This is a genomic window from Dehalococcoidia bacterium, from assembly GCA_003597995.1.
Taxonomy (GTDB): Bacteria; Chloroflexota; Dehalococcoidia; order Dehalococcoidales; family UBA1222; genus SURF-27.
In genome coordinates, this window is record QZJY01000047.1 from 1 (window position 1) to 15193 (window position 15193).

Sequence of the window (15193 nt, forward strand, 5' to 3'; positions counted from 1 at the left end):
ATAGCCGCTCCGGTAATAACTTTCTACATAGATTTGCTTCATCCGGACTCCCCATCTTCACCTCCCAGAGAGTCCAATATGTTTCTGAACTTTTGCATACGTAGTCCCCGTCGTCGTTGCGAGAGTTGCGTAGCAACCGAAGCAATCTCATTTGCTTTACAGCGTATTCCCTCAGGGTGCTTCTGGCGATTCGTTTTCGTTTTGGGGAGGAGCCTTTTATCGGGAAACGAAGATTTAATATTTAGCTTTGGGAAACGGATATTCAGGCGTGAACTTCGTACACTTGGAACGGCGATTTGTTTCCGCCGCAGCCATGATTTGTTTTGCCTATTTCTTCGATTTCCATGATTCGTTTTCCCTCCCACTCACTAGTTTTTCTGTCATTTACGGGTTTTCGGGCATTCGTTCCGGTTTTTTACGCACGGGGCGGAACGAAAGGATTCAAATACCCCTATTTCGGGTTGTGTACAAATACGCGAGAATAACTCACTTGCCCTCCGATATTATAGCACGGATGTTCTGGGGCGGGGAAGGGGGAGTTGGCATAATATAAAGCAACTGTTAATTAATTGCCGATACAATAGATTAAATTGTTGTGCTGGGCTAATTCCTCAAACAGCTTCCTCAGAATTAAGCGACGTTATCTTTTTCGCTCTACTTAAAACATGGTCATAAGTCATTATTGTTAAATTATGATAATTCGAATTCAGAATACGATAAGCTTCGCGTTCTTCGTCACACCAGTTATTAGACCTTCCAAATATTAATATACAACGAGGTTTTATTGTTTTTACATTGCCAACCCTCTCAAGAAACTTAATACTGTTTGCCTCACGTTCGACTTCATAAAGGTAAATAGTAGCTTGAGTAATTGCTTTAGTTAGTTCAATAGAAGGAACATAGTTACCATGATCTTTCTGTTCAAGCCAAAACTTTAAACTACCTTCTGGGCGCTTGATTTCAATTATATCAAGAAACCCATCATAGGCTTGGATTAAATAATCGCTTATATGTTCTGAGTCAATTTCTCGTTCATCTAGTATTTTCACAAATTCGCTTCCGAGTACCCAATCATTGCGTTTAAACCATTCTTGCCATCTTTGCTCAAGCAGGTTCCGACCGAGCATATTTTCGAACTCTATTATTGCTTTTTTTCTTGCGCGATTTTGCAGTCCGGCAATCAGGTCTTCAGGCAAAATGTTATTCTCTGCTATGAAATTTAATAATGTCTCTTGGTCTGGATTATCAAATATTGCTTTTAAATGCTCGGTTTTTTCGTGATCAAATTTTTCGTCAAGAGGAAAATATTCCCGAACGCCCTTCTTAAAGGGCTCGTAATTTTCTGACAAGAAATTGATTAGTTCGTGGAATTCATCACATTCTAAAGTTAATTCACTTTTTGGGGATGTATCTGTAGGCGTTTCGGAAGAGTCGTCGTTTTTGTTATATCTACCTATCTTGAGACAAATATCTTCCCGGAGTGCATCTTTATGATGGATTTTCCAAAAAACTACGCGAGTGACGGTTCTGGCCTTTTCTTTAAGAATTCCACGTAGATAATCAATACCGTTTTTGGTTGTCTTAATTGTTGTCATACTTCCACCTGCTGACCACGAGTATTATACATCAGTCAAACCTCCCTCACAGAAACTTGACTCTCACCTCCCTCTTATCCCCCCTCAAGAGCGAGATGATAAAAGTGTTGATTCGGCCAGTCTTTCGACCTCCCAGAATGGCATTCCCTACCTCGCATCAGAGTCTCCCGCGTGCTTCCTTAGTCGTTTCGTTTATACGACGGAGGTTTTTAGCCCGTGGAGAGAAAAGAGAGGCGTCTAAATGCTATACTTAATACCCTATGACCGACATACTCGCAGGCCTCAATCCCGCCCAGAAAGAAGCTGTCGAAACCATCTCCGGCCCCGTGCTGATACTGGCCGGGCCCGGCTCCGGCAAGACGCGCGTCATCACCCACCGCATCGCCTATCTGGTAAAGGTCTGCCGCGTCAGCCCGCGACACGTCTTAGCCGTCACCTTCACCAACAAGGCCGCCCGCGAGATGCAGGAGCGCCTGAGCGCCCTTGCCAGCACCGCCGCGAAGGACATAAACATGGGCACCTTCCACGCCATCTGCGCCCGCCTGCTGCGCATCGAGGGCAAGGCCGTGGGCATCGAGTCCGGCTTCGTGATTTACGACCAGGACGACCAGCTCTCACTGGTGAAGCGCGCCATGGGAGAGCTTAATCTCGACCCCAAGCAGCACTCGCCCGCCGCCGTGCTCAACCAGATTTCCAGCGCCAAGAGCCAGACCTTCGGGCCGAAAGACTACATCAAGCGCGGGCGCAGCTACTTCGAGGAGGTGGCCGGGCGCGTCTATGAGCGCTACCAGGAGATGCTCAAGGCGTCCAATGCCCTCGACTTCGACGACCTGCTGATGCGCACCGTGGAGCTTTTCCGCACGCACAAAGAGGTGCTGGAGCGTTACCAGTCGCGCTATGTTCACGTAATGGTAGACGAGTTCCAGGACACCAATCTGGTGCAATACGAGCTGGTGAAGATGCTGGCGGGCAAGTTCCGCAACCTGTGCGTGGTGGGCGACCCCGACCAGTCTATCTACTCATGGCGCTCGGCCGACCTGCGCAACATCCTCAACTTCGAGAAGGACTATCCCGAGGCCAAAACCATCCTGCTGGCGCAGAACTACCGCTCCACCAAGACTATTCTGGACACGGCCTCCGCCGTTATCTCCACCAACAAGCAGCGCAAGCCCAAGGAGCTCTTCACCGAGAACGAGCAGGGTACGCCGGTGACGCTGGCCGAGACCTACAACGAGCAGGAAGAGGCCCAGTTCGTGGTCAACGAGATCGAGAAGCTCACCGGGCGTGGAGAGGCCAAACTGCGGGACGTGGCGGTCATGTACCGCACCAACGCCCAGTCCCGCGCGCTGGAGGAGGCCTTCATCCGCTACGGCACGCCCTACAAGCTGGTGGCCGGCACGCGCTTCTACGAGCGCAAAGAGGTCAAGGACGTCATCGCCTACCTGCGCCTGATACAGAACCCGGCCGACGACATCTCGCTCATGCGCGTCATCAACGTCCCCCAGCGGGGCATCGGCGAGCGCACCGTGGCCGACCTGGGCGCCTGGGCCAAGCCGCTGGGGCTGTCGCTCTACGGCGGCATACGCGAGATGACTGAGCAGAGCGAGGTTCTGAAGCTCTTCAGCCCCAGGACGACCAAACTATTAGCAGACTTTTACAAGATGGTCGAGGACTTAAAAGCCAAGAGCCGGGCGCTCAAGCTGCTGGACTTCTTCGACAGAGTCATCGACCGCACCGGCTTCAAGGAAAGCGTCTTGGCCTCGCCCGACGGCGAAGACCGCTGGGATAACGTCATGGAGCTGCGGGGTGTGGTGCAGGATTATAACGAGCTGCCGCCCGGCGAGGCGCTGTCCGCCCTGCTGGAGGGCGTGACGCTGGTGTCTGACGTGGACGGGCTCAAGGAAGCAACGGACACCGTTACCCTCATCACGCTGCACCAGGCCAAGGGACTGGAGTTCCCGGTGGTGTTCATCGTGGGCATGGAAGAGGGCATACTGCCACACATACGCTCCTTCGACGACCCGGCGCAGATGGAGGAAGAGCGCCGCCTGTGTTACGTGGGCATCACGCGCGCCAAGAACAGGGTATATCTGGTGCGCGCCTTCCGCCGCAACATGATGGGCGGCTCGAACGTCAACGCGCCCTCGCGCTTCCTTAAAGATATTCCCGCCGAGCTCATTACCGGCTCCATGCCATGGAAGACCGCCGAGACTAAAATCTCCCAGAAAGCCTATGAGTGGGAGGCCGCCCAGGAGACAGGCGAGGACCAGTCACTGCCGGAGCTTAAAGCGGGCGATGCCGTGCGCCACGCCCAGTTCGGCGAGGGTGTCATCATCAGCGCTCATCCGGTGCGCGGCGACATGGAGGCCATCGTGGCCTTCAAGGGCGTGGGGGTCAAAAAGCTGCTGCTGAGTTTCGCCCGGCTGGAGAAGGTGGAATAGACCGTGCCAATACAACTCCTCGACCCGCAGGTGATATCGCGCATCGCCGCCGGCGAGGTTATCGAGCGCCCGGCCTCGGTGGTCAAAGAGCTGGTGGAAAATGCGCTCGACGCCGGGGCCACGCAAATCTCGGTGGAGATACAGGGGGGCGGTCTGGAGTTGATACGCGTCAGTGATAACGGCTGCGGCATTCCTCCAGCCGACCTGGAACTGGCCTTCCAGCGCCACGCCACCAGCAAGATAATGCGCTTCGAGGATATGTTCTCGCTGCACAGCCTGGGCTTCCGTGGAGAGGCACTGCCCAGCATTGCCGCCGTTGCCGAGGTGGAGATAACCTCATGCCCAGCGAACGCGACCGAGGGTGGACGTCTCCACATGCGGGACGGCAAGACACTCAAGAAAAGCGCGCTGGGGCGGGCACCGGGGACTACCATCAGCGCCGTGCGGCTCTTTCAGTCAGTCCCCGCCCGGCTCAAATTCCTCAAGTCACGGCCAACTGAAGCTGCCCACATCGCAAACGTCATCAGCCAGTACGCTTTAGCCTATCCCGAAGTAAAGTTCAGCCTCGTAATGGACAGCAAAAGTAGCCTCACTACACCGGGGAGCGGCAAACTCTCCGACGCCATAATTCAGGTCTATGGGCTTGAAGTCGCCCGCAATATGCTCGACATCGGGGGGCAGGGATGGAACGCTGACGCAGCTATCAAGGTAAGCGGCATGGTCTCCAGCCCGGCTATATCGCGCTCAACAGGTAACTACGTCAGTCTCTTTGTCAACCGCCGCTGGATAACCAGTCGTCGCCTGACATATGCGGTTGAGGAGGCCTATCACGGCCTGCTGATGACGGGTAAGCACCCCATTGCCGTCATCAATATCGAGGTCGCCCCCACAGACGTGGACGTCAACATTCACCCCACCAAGAGCGAGGTCAAGTTCAAAGACGAGTCGGCCGTGTTCGGGGCGGTGCAGCGCGCAGTGCGCCAGGCGCTGGTAAACATGACACCTGTATCAAGCATCGCAGAGGTTTCCGCACCATATCAGACGACAAAACAGTCCGCGCTCTTCAGCCATCATCCTCCAACGACGCGGCAACCGGTCGCGGAGCCACTTAAGTCTAGCGCTTCGTCTGAAACCCAACCCCTTGCCACTCCTAAAGTAACCCTCCCCGCTCTCCGGCTGCTGGGCCAGATTAGAAACAGTTACATCGTAGCCGAGGGGCCGGACGGTTTATACCTCATCGACCAGCATGCCGCCCACGAGCGTATTCTGTTTGAGAAACTGAGCCGCGAGAAAACACTAGACAAGCTGGAGGTACAGGCTTTACTCAGCCCCGAGCCTTTCGACGTCACCCCAGCGCAAGCGAGCATACTCGCCCAGCACGTGGATGACCTTGCGGAGATGGGGTTCCTCCTGGAGTCTTTCGGGACAAGCACCTACCTGGCGCGCACCGTTCCGGCCATGCTGGCAGACAAAAACTGGAAAGCCATGCTGAGCGAGTTGCTGGAGTCAGGGGACAGAGAGCGGAGTCAGTTCATGGAGCGGCTGATGGCTCTTACCGCTTGCCATAGCGCGGTGAGGTTCGGGCAAACGCTCGGAGAGGACGAGATGCGCGAGATGCTGAGGCAACTGGAGCAAGTGGACCTGCCCAACTCCTGCCCGCATGGGCGCCCCACGCTGATATGCCTGACTCACGAGCAGTTGGGGAAAGAGTTTAAGCGCTCGTGAATTGATTTAAGCACGCGCAAGACCCGTGTCTTTAAGTGGTGCAATTACCCCAACAGGTAGCTATTGACACAACCTGGTGAGGGGGTATAACCTTTAGCTTGAAAGACAAAAGGGGGAATTATATGGCTGATACTTCTCAGGACATTAGATCTCAGGATAATTTCCTAGGCGCACTTTGTTACCTTTTTGGATGGGTTACAGGTCTGATTTTATGGTTTTCGGGACTCAAGAAGAAGTTTATACGCTTCCATGCAATGCAGTCGACCATCGTTTCTGTCGTGTTAATGATTATCTTCTTCGCATTATCATGGGTGCCGAATATTGTCTGGATAATCAGTGGGCTTGGAATACTGGCCTTTGTCCTCTGGATAGTTTTAATGGTCAAGGCTTATCAGGGGCAGATGTATAAATTACCTGTCATCGGCAATTTAGCCGATAAGTGGTCGAATAATAAGTAGGAGCGCCTTCTGTAGTTTAGAGAAGACTCTCTCGCCTTCGACTTTATCCCCCCTCTTCTATCCCCTCGACATGCGGCTGGAATAACTCGTAGCGCACCATGCCGTCCTCAATAAGCTGGCGTATTTTGCGCTCGACGGGCGAAAGCTGGCAGTTCTTGCCCGTTTTTATCTCCATGATAACGATTTCCTGAGGGTCACCGCAGGCCAGACCGGGGAAGATAATCAGGTCGAAGGGTGTGCCGATAAAGCGCACTTCGGTGGGGTCGTACTTGAAATCGGGGAGGTAGGGCGCAATCTGTTCGGTGAACTTGCCGCCCAGCACCGAGCGGCTCTGCGTGATGGCACTCCTGCGAATTCTCTCGCGCTCCGCCTCCAGAGTTTGGCGTTCAAGCGCCTGCCATTCCTGAAAACGCTTTGAGAAACGCCAGCGCAGGATGACATAAATAAACCAGACGATAACCGCCACCAAAAGCATTACCAGGGCGATAAATTGAGGCGAGTCCATAAGCTCCTCCTGTAGAGATATCGGAATACCCCCTCACCTTAATCCTCTCCCACGAGGGGAGAGGGAAATTATTATAACGGACTTATCAGCTTGACTAAAACAGTCCTGATCAGTAAAAAGTGATCGGCCTAAAAGTGTGAAGCTGTTCAGTCCGCCGCTTTATGGCTGCTGCCGGGTTTCACCAGCGGCTTACCGGCTTTGCACAGCGGGCACTCTTCAGGTTTGTATGCTGGAGTGACCGAGCGCAGGCAACTGAAAAGGGGATAACCCAGCTTGAGGTCGTGCTCGGAGCGGTCCACCAGCACGCCGATGCCGACAACGGAGGCGTTTTTCTCGGCGACGGCCTCGAGGACTTCTTTCACCGATTTGCCGGTAGTGAGCACGTCATCCACAACAAGAACCCGCTCGCCGGGTTTCAGCAGGAAGCCGCGGCGAAAAGCGCGCTTCCCGCTCTCCTCTTTTTCGGCGAAAATGCAGCGTACGCCTAGCTGTTTGGCCACCTCAAATGCCAATATGATTCCCCCGGTAGTCGGCCCGGCCACCACATCAATATTTTCGGGTTTAAACCGCTCGGCTATCATAGCGCAAAGTTGTTGAGTGTATTTGGGATGTTCCAGGATGCGGAATTTCTCCCAGTAGACCGGAGAATGCAGCCTAGACGTCAGCAGAAAATGACCGTCCAGCACCGCACCCGTTTTTTTGAAAAGGGACTCGACATTAGCTTGCCCATGGTTCGACATCTTTCCCTCCCTCATTATGCACCGGATAGTTTGTAATTGGGCGCCGCTCCGAACTTACTGAATGGCCAGGTGACCCACCAGGCCCGGCCGACGATGTTGCTGCGGGGTACGGTCCAGCCTGTATGCGAATCGCCGGAATTATTGCGGTTATCGCCCATGACAAAGTAATTATCCGGCGCGATGGCAGGGCTGGTATAGGTGTAGTCCGCTGGGGCAGTTATATAAGGTTCGTCAAGCTTTATAACTGTGCCGTCCGTCTTATGAATATACACGTTTCCGCCTGTTATCTCGACGACTTCGCCAGGCAGACCTATGATGCGCTTGATGTAGTCTTTGTCCGAATTCACTTGCGGAGGCGGGACGAATACGATGATGTCGCCTCTCTGAAGCAGGTGGCCGAATTTATAAGCCAGTTTGTTAATGAACAGCCTCTCCCCGATGCTCAGTGTAGGCAGCATGCTGCCGCTGATGACCTCGGCGTTTTGCAGTGCGTAATGAATTCCGAGGAATAAAACCAGAGCCATGAGGAGCGTAACAATAATTTCTCGCAGGATAGGTTTCATTTATTTTCAACCTGAAGGTAAAGCATAGTTCGGGGCCAGTCCAATATCAGAAGGCGGCCAGGTCACCAGCCAGGCCTTGCCGACAATATCCTTGAGCGCAACCGTCCAGCCGCCGCGCGAGTCGGATGAGTTATTGCGGTTGTCGCCCATGACAAAATACCGTCCGGGTGGGATGACGTCGCCGGTGTAATTCCGCACTGAGGGATTCGGCACATAGGTCTCATCCAGCGCAAAGATGTTGCCGTCAGCCTGATGTATATAGACCTTGCCGCCTCTGAGTTCCACTCTCTCTCCCGGTAACCCGATAATGCGCTTGATAAAATCATTCTCAGAACTCAGGGTCTCGGGTGGAATAAGCACAATCACATCGCCCCGGTGAGGAGTGCCACCTAAGCGGTAGGCCAGCTTGTTTATCAAAACCCGTTCTCCATTGTGCAGATTGGGTTCCATACTGTAGCCGATAACCTCGGAGTTCTGTATCGAGTAGCGGATACCAAGAAAGAGCAGCAAAGCGATGAGCAGAGTGACAATTACTTCGCGCAGGAAACTACCCAAATATCTCACTCCTATCTAGTTGGTCAAATTATACTACGGTACTCCGCTTATGGCTAATTGCAAAGCCAGCGCAGCACCATAATAGTCTCTGGTCAAATAATCAAAACATGCCAGTTAAAGAATAACCAAAGACAGTTTTCTGCGTTATAATAGATAGTAAGCAATCACAATAGAAAGCAAAGGAGACAATCATGAAAAAGGGATTACTCATATTGGGCACTGCCCTGGCCGTTCTGGTCCTGGCGGTCAGCGCCTGGGGCTGCGGCTCGTTTTCCAGCGGCAGCGGCTCCGATGTCAATCAGTCAAATATCAGCCAGCAGAACAACGGCATCTGGGTGACCGGTGTCGGCAAGGTAACGATGACGCCTGACCTGGCCGTGGTAAGCTTGGGCGTTCAGGCTCAGGCTTCAACCGTAGCCAACGCGCAGCAACAGGCAGCCAAGGCTATGGCTGACGTAATAGCGGCCCTAAAGGGCAATGGCGTGGCGGATAAAGACATCGCCACACAGTATTACAATATTACGCCCGTGTACAGCTACGACCGGGACACCGGGAAACAGGTACTGGAAGGATACAGCGTAAGCAATACTGTGACAGTAAAAATCCGCACTGTGGGCAATGCTGGCGTAGTCATAGATGCAGTGGCTGCAGCCGGAGGCGACTACACTCGCATCAACAGCATCGCGTTGACAGTGGACAAACCAGAAGTGTACAACGAGCAGGCACGCGAAAATGCCATGAACGACGCGGCCAACCGCGCCAAGCAACTGGCCAAGCTCAGTGGTGTTAAACTGGGTAAAGCTACTTACATAAATGAATCGCTTAATAGCTCATCCCGGACCATCTACTTCGATTCAGGCATAAAAGCCGCACCGTCCGTGCCTACCACGCCCATAAGCCCCGGAGAAACGGAAATTACCTTGACCGTCCAAGTAGTCTACAGCATATCCTAGTCAAGAGAGTCACCATTCAAAAACGAGCCAGTCCTGTTGGAACTGGCTCGTTTCCGTTTCGCGTTATTTGGAGACAAAAATACGCCTTTCAATTTGCACTTTCAAAAAAGAGAGTGCTAGAATGTGCGCGTTATGGACTTCATGGAACAGGCTATCTCGCTTGCCAGGCTGGCGCAGGGCAATGTCTCACCCAACCCCGCCGTAGGCGCAGTGCTGGTGAAGGACGGGGTGGTAGTAGGGCAAGGCTTCACGCAGCCTCCTGGCGCGCACCACGCAGAGATAGTCGCTATCGAACAGGCAGAAGAAAGCGCCAGGGGCAGTACACTACACGTGAGCCTGGAACCATGCTGCCACTTCGGGCGCACACCGCCATGTACCCACGCCATTATTGCCGCCGGAATCAGCCGGGTGCATATCGCTATGATAGATCCCAACCCCGCCGTTGCCGGTAAAGGCCAAAGCGAGCTTGAGAACGCCGGCATCCAGACCTTTGTCGGTGAACATGAGGAACAGGCGCGTCAGCTCAATGAAGCTTACGCCAAATACATCACTACTGGCCTGCCCTTCGTCACCGTCAAATTTGCTATGAGCCTCGACGGTAAAATCGCCACGACCTCAGGCGATTCCAAATGGATCAGCAACGCCGAATCGCGGCAGTTCGCCCATAGCCTGCGCCACACCAGCGACGCCATCATGGCCGGGGTAAATACCGTGCTGGCGGACGACCCGCACCTCACCACGCGCAGCTGCGGAGGCAGGGGAGGCACAACCAAACGGCAGCCGCTGAGAATAATCGTGGACGGGAAAGGCCGGACGCCCCAGAGCGCCCGCATCTTTCACGAAGCCGGTAAGACCATACTGGTTCTGGGAAGGTCCGCCACGGCCAATGAAAAAGAGGCTTTTACCAGGCTTGGCGCAGAAATCCTGGAACTGCCATCCGTTGATGGCATTATCGAGCTTAAAGCCCTGTTCAAGATTCTGGGTGAAAGGCAGGTGACCAGCGTGCTGGTGGAGGGCGGCGGCATTCTGGCGGGTTCGCTTTTCGATCAGGAACTGGTCGACCGTGTTTTTGCATTCATAACCCCCATAATTATCGGCGGCAAAGCCAGCACGGCGGTAGCCGGCAGGGGAGCGGACAAGCTTGCCGATGCTTACCGGCTGGAAAGAATCACAACAACAAGGTTCGGCGAAGACACCTTGATCAGCGGCTACATCGTCAAAAAATAACATTGATTTCGCCCGTCTCAAAAGCTATGTTTACTGGAATTGTGGAAGAAATCGGCCAGGTGGCAGCGCTAAACGGACACCGCCTGACTGTCCGCGCCCACAAAGTCCTCAAGGGAATCGAAACCGGGGGCAGTATAGCAGTCAACGGCACATGCCTCACCGTGACTGAATTTGATACCGACTCTTTTACCGTTGACATAATGGAAGAGACACTCAAACGCACTAACCTGGGTATTCTAAAAGCAGGAGACTTCATCAACCTTGAAGGCGCACTGACACTCTCGAAAGGTCTGGGCGGACATCTGGTACAGGGACATGTCGATGCTACCGGCCGTGTGAAGTCTGTCGCACAGCTTGACAAATCCACACTGATCACTATAACCGCTTCGCCCCAGGTAATGCGTTACATCGTGGAAAAAGGATTTGTAGCCGTGGACGGTATCAGCCTGACCGTGGTTGAGCGGACCGAGTCGACTTTCTGCGTATCGATCATCGGATTCACCAGGGAAAATACCACACTCGGCCAAATCAAAGTTGGCGATATAGTTAATCTTGAGGCTGATATCATCGCCAAGTACGTAGAACAGTTCGTTGCGGGCCCCAAAAATGGCATCAGCAGGGATTTCCTGAAGGAACATGGTTTTTTAACCGGTTGATGTGTTAAAGTGAGAGTATATGGCATTTGCGAGCATTCAAGAAGCAATAGCTGACATAAAAGCGGGCAAATTCGTCATAGTGGTCGATGATGAGAGCCGCGAGAACGAAGGCGACCTGATAATAGCGGCGGAAAAGATCACCCCCGAAGCCATTAACTTTATGGCTGTCCACGCGCGCGGCCTCATCTGCGCCCCCATGACCGGGCAGCGCTTAGATGAGCTTAAAATCCCCTTGATGGTGACGGAGAACACCTCGGCCCATACGACGGCTTTTACCGTTTCTGTAGAAGCCCGGCACGGGGTAACGACGGGAATTTCGGCACGGGACAGGGCCAGGACCATCAAAGCTCTCATCGACCCGGCCAGTAAACCCGAAGATATCGCGCGGCCCGGCCATATCTTCCCGCTGCGCGCCCGGGACGGCGGTGTGCTGGTGCGCGCCGGTCATACTGAGACAACTGTCGATCTGGCGCGGCTGGCAGGCCTGTATCCGGCCGGTGTATGCTGCGAAATTATGAACGAAGATGGCAGTATGGCCAGACTGCCGAAGCTCGAACAACTGGCAAAAAAACTTAACATTAAAATTATCAGCGTGGCCGACCTTATCTCCTATCGCCGCCGCCACGAAAAACTGGTGCACCTAGTCACAGAAACCAGGCTGCCCACACCATTCGGTGAATTCAAAGCGCTGGCCTATAAGAGCGATATTGAAAGCGGCGAGCACCTGGCGCTGGTGATGGGTGATATAAAAAACGGGACGCCGGCGCTGGTGCGCGTACACAGCGAATGCCTGACCGGAGACGTTTTCGGCAGCCAGCGCTGCGACTGCGGCGAACAACTGGATATGGCCATGAAGATGGTAGCCGGGGAAAAACGTGGCGTCATCCTCTACATGCGGCAGGAAGGGCGAGGCATCGGCTTCCATAATAAACTTTGCGCCTACGCGCTGCAGGACAAGGGCATGGACACAGTTGAGGCCAACCTCTCGCTGGGTTTCGATGCCGACCTCAGGGATTATGGCATCGGAGCACAGATACTGGCTGACCTGGGTTTAAAAAAGATCCGCCTGCTGACCAACAACCCCAAAAAGGTGGTTGGAATCGAAGGATACGGGCTCAAGGTGGTAGAAACGGTTCCTATCATCGCGCCGACCAATCCTCACAACCGCAAATACCTTGAAACCAAGCAAAAAAAGATGGGACACAATCTGAAAATCGCGGATGAAACGACGGGAAAATCCGACTCGAAATAAGGAGGAGATATGGGTAAAACATTTGAAGGCAATCTGGCAGGGAGCGGGCTAAAATTCGGTATCGTTATCTCCCGTTTTAACGAATTTATCGGCGGCAAGTTGCTGGACGGAGCCAAAGACGCGTTGGTGCGCCACGGCGTGGGTGCGGATGATATCGACGTCGCATGGACACCGGGAGCCTTTGAAATACCTCTGATAGCCCTTAAAATGGCTCAGACGCGCAAATATAACGGAGTCATCTGCCTAGGTGCGGTGATACGTGGGGGGACGCCCCATTTCGAATATGTGGCCTCTGAGCTGAACAAGGGCATCGCCCAGGTTATTCTTCAGACCGGAACCCCGGTTTCCAATGGAGTCATCACCGCGGATACGCTGGAACAGGCCATCGAGCGCGCCGGCACCAAGATGGGGAACAAGGGTTTCGATGCCGCCGTCAGCGCGGTGGAAATGTCCAACCTGATGAAGAGTATGGGTTAGCCTACCACCTTCAAGACTTAACAAGGTAAACCATATCGCCCCGTCTTACTCTTACCGGGACTCTGATACCCACAGAATCTCCCGCTTTGGCTTGGGTGATGTCCTTGTGGTCAATTTGTATCGAATCCACATTCATCTCGGTATCGCTGGTGTGCCCCAGAATATGGATTCTGTCACCGATATGAAGCGGTGCGTTCAGATCAACTCCGGCTACCATGATATGGGAAAAGTAATCCGAGACCCTGCCCACCCCAATTTCTGGCATGCTTCTCACCTCCTCTCCCATAAAATTATACGCCTCCACATCCAGCGCATCAATGCTTTAGACTGTTTTTGACACGAATGAACAGCCTCCCATATAATGTGGCTATTCTTTGTTGAAGGCGGAAAAACATGGCGAAAAACGTTAAAGGACAGAATGAACCCCCTACCCTGGATAATGTTAGCCGTCGCCTCGATATGATCGACGAACGTCTTGATAACATTGACTCCATGGTTTCCGCCGTAATCGAGCGCGTCATGAACCAGGCATTAACAATCCAAACAGTATGCCCGCACTGTGGACACAATGTCGAAGTGGCACTGATAGGCGTGCGCAAACCCAGAGGATAAACTCGGCATTCTAAAGATTTAGGAAGCAATTGGCGCGGCCAGGGCAATTACTCCTAAAGAGTCCTATACCGAAGAATCACCGATTGACGTGAGAAACAGCTCATTGTAAGATATTAGTCCGAGGGTGGTTAGCTCAGTTGGTTAGAGCGCAGCGTTGACATCGCTGAGGTCAGAGGTTCGAGCCCTCTACTACCCACCATCCCAACCAGGGATGAGGAATTATCGATCCGGGAAATGCTAATATTAGTGGGAGGAGAGTGGAGGAAGCGCTTGGAAAACCGTACCAAGCTTAATGGTCGGCTGTTCGCCAACTACCTCATCATCAAGGCCTCCAAGTTCATTACAGTCAAACTTAGTCGTCGTCCTTCGGATCTAAAGATGATTGTCCTGACTCATCCTAGACTCAACAAGTCTTTTTATATATGTTGACATTTTAGTACGCCGGTCCAAAAGTGCCAGGAACGGCACCAGGAGTAGCGGGTAAAGCTATTTGCCCGGCAGGCAGTACAAAGCAGTCCTTAAAAGTAAGCCCTGGTATGAAGTAGGATGTTTGTCCAGCATTCCTGCCTACTACATCGATTTTGTCCCCTGACTTAAACCCATTCATATTTTCGGGGTTTGTCAGATAACACCTGATTTGGTCCACCAAGATAAATCCTTCATTCATTCCGATAAACGTACGGTTATTAACCAGTACATCTTTAAAGACAAAAATAACACCATCATACCGAGCCCTTACCGAAGTAATATCCACGTTACCAACATAGTAAGCATTTACCAGGGCTTGAGGATCAACTTGTGTACAGGCATAATACTTCGGTGGCAGATATGGTAGCGGAGCAAAAGCAGCTTTGTTTCCGCAACCCACGACCAGCAGCATTGATAGAATCACCGGGACTATTAACAAAAGCATGGTTGTCTTTTTAAGTGTTTCCATAATCTCTAACATCCCATTGTTATATTTGTGGTTAGACAGGGTCGTGAAGTAATAATACCACCAAGTGCCACTTTATTAAAAAGATAGTTTAATTCAATTTACGGTCGTTTTCAATATCCTCCTTTCTATCGTTTTTCGTACTAGCCCTTCTGTTGCGCATGGAATCACTAATCCGGTAGTGTATACTTACTAATACAGACTTATATTCCTAAATAAGCCCCCCTTGACAAACCCTCTTGGAAGGATTTAAATAAGAGCAGTGCGACCTCTAGTAGGAGGTAGCGTGTGATGTATAGGTGCTGGAGGGCAAAGGAGCTTACTTCGCCACCGGCAGTTGATAATCACTTCAACCGTTTGGCGCGACGGCTAGAAATTAATATTGTCAATTTATTATTCCAGGTCATCTTGAATGCCCGCAAAATGGTTGCGGGCTTTTTTATTATTCCTAAAAAGGAGGTAATGAAGCAATCGTTTTAAATCAAAAATAGGGCTAGCCT

The 15193-nt window shown here is 52.4% G+C and carries 18 protein-coding genes and 1 tRNA gene; 12 read left to right on the top strand and 7 right to left on the bottom strand.

The window, feature by feature from the left end:
* Positions 1 to 611 precede the first annotated feature (611 nt).
* Entirely contained in the window at positions 612 to 1595 is a 984-nt protein-coding gene (locus C4542_06165; GenBank protein RJO61514.1) for a DUF4263 domain-containing protein, read from the bottom strand.
* Positions 1596 to 1855: 260 nt separating this feature from the next.
* Here C4542_06165 and C4542_06170 point away from each other — a divergent pair, with 260 nt between their 5' ends.
* From C4542_06170 to C4542_06180, 3 genes are all read left to right on the top strand, one after another.
* Positions 1856 to 4036: an AAA family ATPase gene (locus C4542_06170; GenBank protein RJO61515.1), complete on the top strand. Its 2181-nt coding sequence runs from the start codon at positions 1856 to 1858 to the stop codon at positions 4034 to 4036.
* Positions 4037 to 4039: 3 nt separating this feature from the next.
* A complete protein-coding gene (mutL, locus tag C4542_06175; protein ID RJO61516.1) occupies positions 4040 to 5761 on the top strand; it encodes a DNA mismatch repair endonuclease MutL in 1722 nt (573 codons plus the stop codon).
* Between the two features lie 122 nt (positions 5762 to 5883).
* A complete protein-coding gene (locus tag C4542_06180) occupies positions 5884 to 6219 on the top strand; it encodes a DUF4870 domain-containing protein (protein ID RJO61517.1) in 336 nt (111 codons plus the stop codon).
* Positions 6220 to 6262: 43 nt separating this feature from the next.
* On the opposite strand, the gene C4542_06185 is transcribed toward C4542_06180, so the two are convergent.
* The 4 genes from C4542_06185 to lepB (C4542_06200) form a co-directional block, all read right to left on the bottom strand.
* Positions 6263 to 6724, bottom strand: coding sequence for a Holliday junction resolvase (locus tag C4542_06185; protein RJO61518.1), 462 nt, complete (start codon positions 6722 to 6724; stop codon positions 6263 to 6265).
* Positions 6725 to 6870: 146 nt separating this feature from the next.
* Complete coding sequence (locus C4542_06190; GenBank protein ID RJO61519.1) at positions 6871 to 7464, bottom strand: orotate phosphoribosyltransferase; 594 nt, start codon at positions 7462 to 7464, stop codon at positions 6871 to 6873.
* 14 nt (positions 7465 to 7478) lie between these two features.
* A complete protein-coding gene (lepB, locus tag C4542_06195; GenBank protein ID RJO61520.1) occupies positions 7479 to 8027 on the bottom strand; it encodes a signal peptidase I in 549 nt (182 codons plus the stop codon).
* A gap of 6 nt (positions 8028 to 8033) precedes the next feature.
* A complete protein-coding gene (gene lepB, locus C4542_06200; GenBank protein RJO61521.1) occupies positions 8034 to 8591 on the bottom strand; it encodes a signal peptidase I in 558 nt (185 codons plus the stop codon).
* A 182-nt stretch (positions 8592 to 8773) separates the two neighbouring features.
* On the opposite strand from lepB (C4542_06200), the gene C4542_06205 reads away from it, so the two are divergent.
* The 5 genes from C4542_06205 (at position 8774) to C4542_06225 (ending at position 13147) form a co-directional block, all read left to right on the top strand.
* On the top strand, positions 8774 to 9535 hold the full coding sequence (locus C4542_06205) for a DUF541 domain-containing protein (GenBank protein ID RJO61522.1): 762 nt from the start codon (positions 8774 to 8776) through the stop codon (positions 9533 to 9535).
* A gap of 132 nt (positions 9536 to 9667) precedes the next feature.
* Positions 9668 to 10762: a bifunctional diaminohydroxyphosphoribosylaminopyrimidine deaminase/5-amino-6-(5-phosphoribosylamino)uracil reductase RibD gene (gene ribD / locus C4542_06210; protein RJO61523.1), complete on the top strand. Its 1095-nt coding sequence runs from the start codon at positions 9668 to 9670 to the stop codon at positions 10760 to 10762.
* A 26-nt stretch (positions 10763 to 10788) separates the two neighbouring features.
* Positions 10789 to 11418 (top strand): riboflavin synthase, encoded by a 630-nt coding sequence (locus C4542_06215; GenBank protein ID RJO61531.1) that lies wholly within the window; start codon positions 10789 to 10791, stop codon positions 11416 to 11418.
* 19 nt (positions 11419 to 11437) lie between these two features.
* The gene (locus C4542_06220) at positions 11438 to 12670 is read left to right on the top strand and encodes a bifunctional 3,4-dihydroxy-2-butanone-4-phosphate synthase/GTP cyclohydrolase II (GenBank protein ID RJO61524.1); all 1233 of its coding nucleotides are present in this window, start codon (positions 11438 to 11440) and stop codon (positions 12668 to 12670) included.
* A 9-nt stretch (positions 12671 to 12679) separates the two neighbouring features.
* Positions 12680 to 13147 (top strand): 6,7-dimethyl-8-ribityllumazine synthase, encoded by a 468-nt coding sequence (locus C4542_06225; GenBank protein ID RJO61525.1) that lies wholly within the window; start codon positions 12680 to 12682, stop codon positions 13145 to 13147.
* A gap of 10 nt (positions 13148 to 13157) precedes the next feature.
* Here C4542_06225 and C4542_06230 read toward each other — a convergent pair whose 3' ends face one another.
* Positions 13158 to 13412, bottom strand: a complete 255-nt coding sequence (locus C4542_06230) for a translation elongation factor-like protein (protein ID RJO61526.1) — start codon at positions 13410 to 13412, stop codon at positions 13158 to 13160.
* Between the two features lie 128 nt (positions 13413 to 13540).
* Between C4542_06230 and C4542_06235 the strand changes: the two genes are divergently transcribed.
* The 3 genes from C4542_06235 to C4542_06245 all read left to right on the top strand — a co-directional run bounded on the left by C4542_06235 (position 13541) and on the right by C4542_06245 (position 14188).
* On the top strand, positions 13541 to 13759 hold the full coding sequence (locus C4542_06235) for a hypothetical protein (GenBank protein ID RJO61527.1): 219 nt from the start codon (positions 13541 to 13543) through the stop codon (positions 13757 to 13759).
* Between the two features lie 122 nt (positions 13760 to 13881).
* Positions 13882 to 13958 (top strand) — tRNA-Val (locus C4542_06240).
* Positions 13959 to 13993: 35 nt separating this feature from the next.
* Positions 13994 to 14188, top strand: a complete 195-nt coding sequence (locus tag C4542_06245; protein ID RJO61528.1) for a hypothetical protein — start codon at positions 13994 to 13996, stop codon at positions 14186 to 14188.
* A 4-nt stretch (positions 14189 to 14192) separates the two neighbouring features.
* Here the strand turns inward: C4542_06245 and C4542_06250 are convergent, their stop codons facing one another.
* Entirely contained in the window at positions 14193 to 14696 is a 504-nt protein-coding gene (locus C4542_06250; GenBank protein RJO61529.1) for a hypothetical protein, read from the bottom strand.
* 288 nt (positions 14697 to 14984) lie between these two features.
* On the opposite strand from C4542_06250, the gene C4542_06255 reads away from it, so the two are divergent.
* Positions 14985 to 15173, top strand: coding sequence for a hypothetical protein (locus tag C4542_06255; GenBank protein RJO61530.1), 189 nt, complete (start codon positions 14985 to 14987; stop codon positions 15171 to 15173).
* Positions 15174 to 15193: the final 20 nt, after the last annotated feature.

Excerpts from the sequence above, each read along its gene's own strand:
- C4542_06235 (RJO61527.1), top strand. The coding sequence starts at position 13,541 with ATGGCGAAAAACGTTAAAGGACAGAATGAACCCCCTACCCTGGATAAT.
- ribD (RJO61523.1), top strand. The coding sequence starts at position 9,668 with ATGGACTTCATGGAACAGGCTATCTCGCTTGCCAGGCTGGCGCAGGGC.
- C4542_06230 (RJO61526.1), bottom strand. The coding sequence starts at position 13,412 with ATGCCAGAAATTGGGGTGGGCAGGGTCTCGGATTACTTTTCCCATATC.
- C4542_06185 (RJO61518.1), bottom strand. The coding sequence starts at position 6,724 with ATGGACTCGCCTCAATTTATCGCCCTGGTAATGCTTTTGGTGGCGGTT.
- C4542_06250 (RJO61529.1), bottom strand. The coding sequence starts at position 14,696 with ATGGAAACACTTAAAAAGACAACCATGCTTTTGTTAATAGTCCCGGTG.
- C4542_06190 (RJO61519.1), bottom strand. The coding sequence starts at position 7,464 with ATGTCGAACCATGGGCAAGCTAATGTCGAGTCCCTTTTCAAAAAAACG.
- C4542_06245 (RJO61528.1), top strand. The coding sequence starts at position 13,994 with ATGCTAATATTAGTGGGAGGAGAGTGGAGGAAGCGCTTGGAAAACCGT.
- C4542_06165 (RJO61514.1), bottom strand. The coding sequence starts at position 1,595 with ATGACAACAATTAAGACAACCAAAAACGGTATTGATTATCTACGTGGA.
- C4542_06220 (RJO61524.1), top strand. The coding sequence starts at position 11,438 with ATGGCATTTGCGAGCATTCAAGAAGCAATAGCTGACATAAAAGCGGGC.
- C4542_06205 (RJO61522.1), top strand. The coding sequence starts at position 8,774 with ATGAAAAAGGGATTACTCATATTGGGCACTGCCCTGGCCGTTCTGGTC.
- C4542_06255 (RJO61530.1), top strand. The coding sequence starts at position 14,985 with ATGTATAGGTGCTGGAGGGCAAAGGAGCTTACTTCGCCACCGGCAGTT.
- C4542_06180 (RJO61517.1), top strand. The coding sequence starts at position 5,884 with ATGGCTGATACTTCTCAGGACATTAGATCTCAGGATAATTTCCTAGGC.
- C4542_06170 (RJO61515.1), top strand. The coding sequence starts at position 1,856 with ATGACCGACATACTCGCAGGCCTCAATCCCGCCCAGAAAGAAGCTGTC.
- C4542_06225 (RJO61525.1), top strand. The coding sequence starts at position 12,680 with ATGGGTAAAACATTTGAAGGCAATCTGGCAGGGAGCGGGCTAAAATTC.
- lepB (RJO61520.1), bottom strand. The coding sequence starts at position 8,027 with ATGAAACCTATCCTGCGAGAAATTATTGTTACGCTCCTCATGGCTCTG.
- C4542_06215 (RJO61531.1), top strand. The coding sequence starts at position 10,789 with ATGTTTACTGGAATTGTGGAAGAAATCGGCCAGGTGGCAGCGCTAAAC.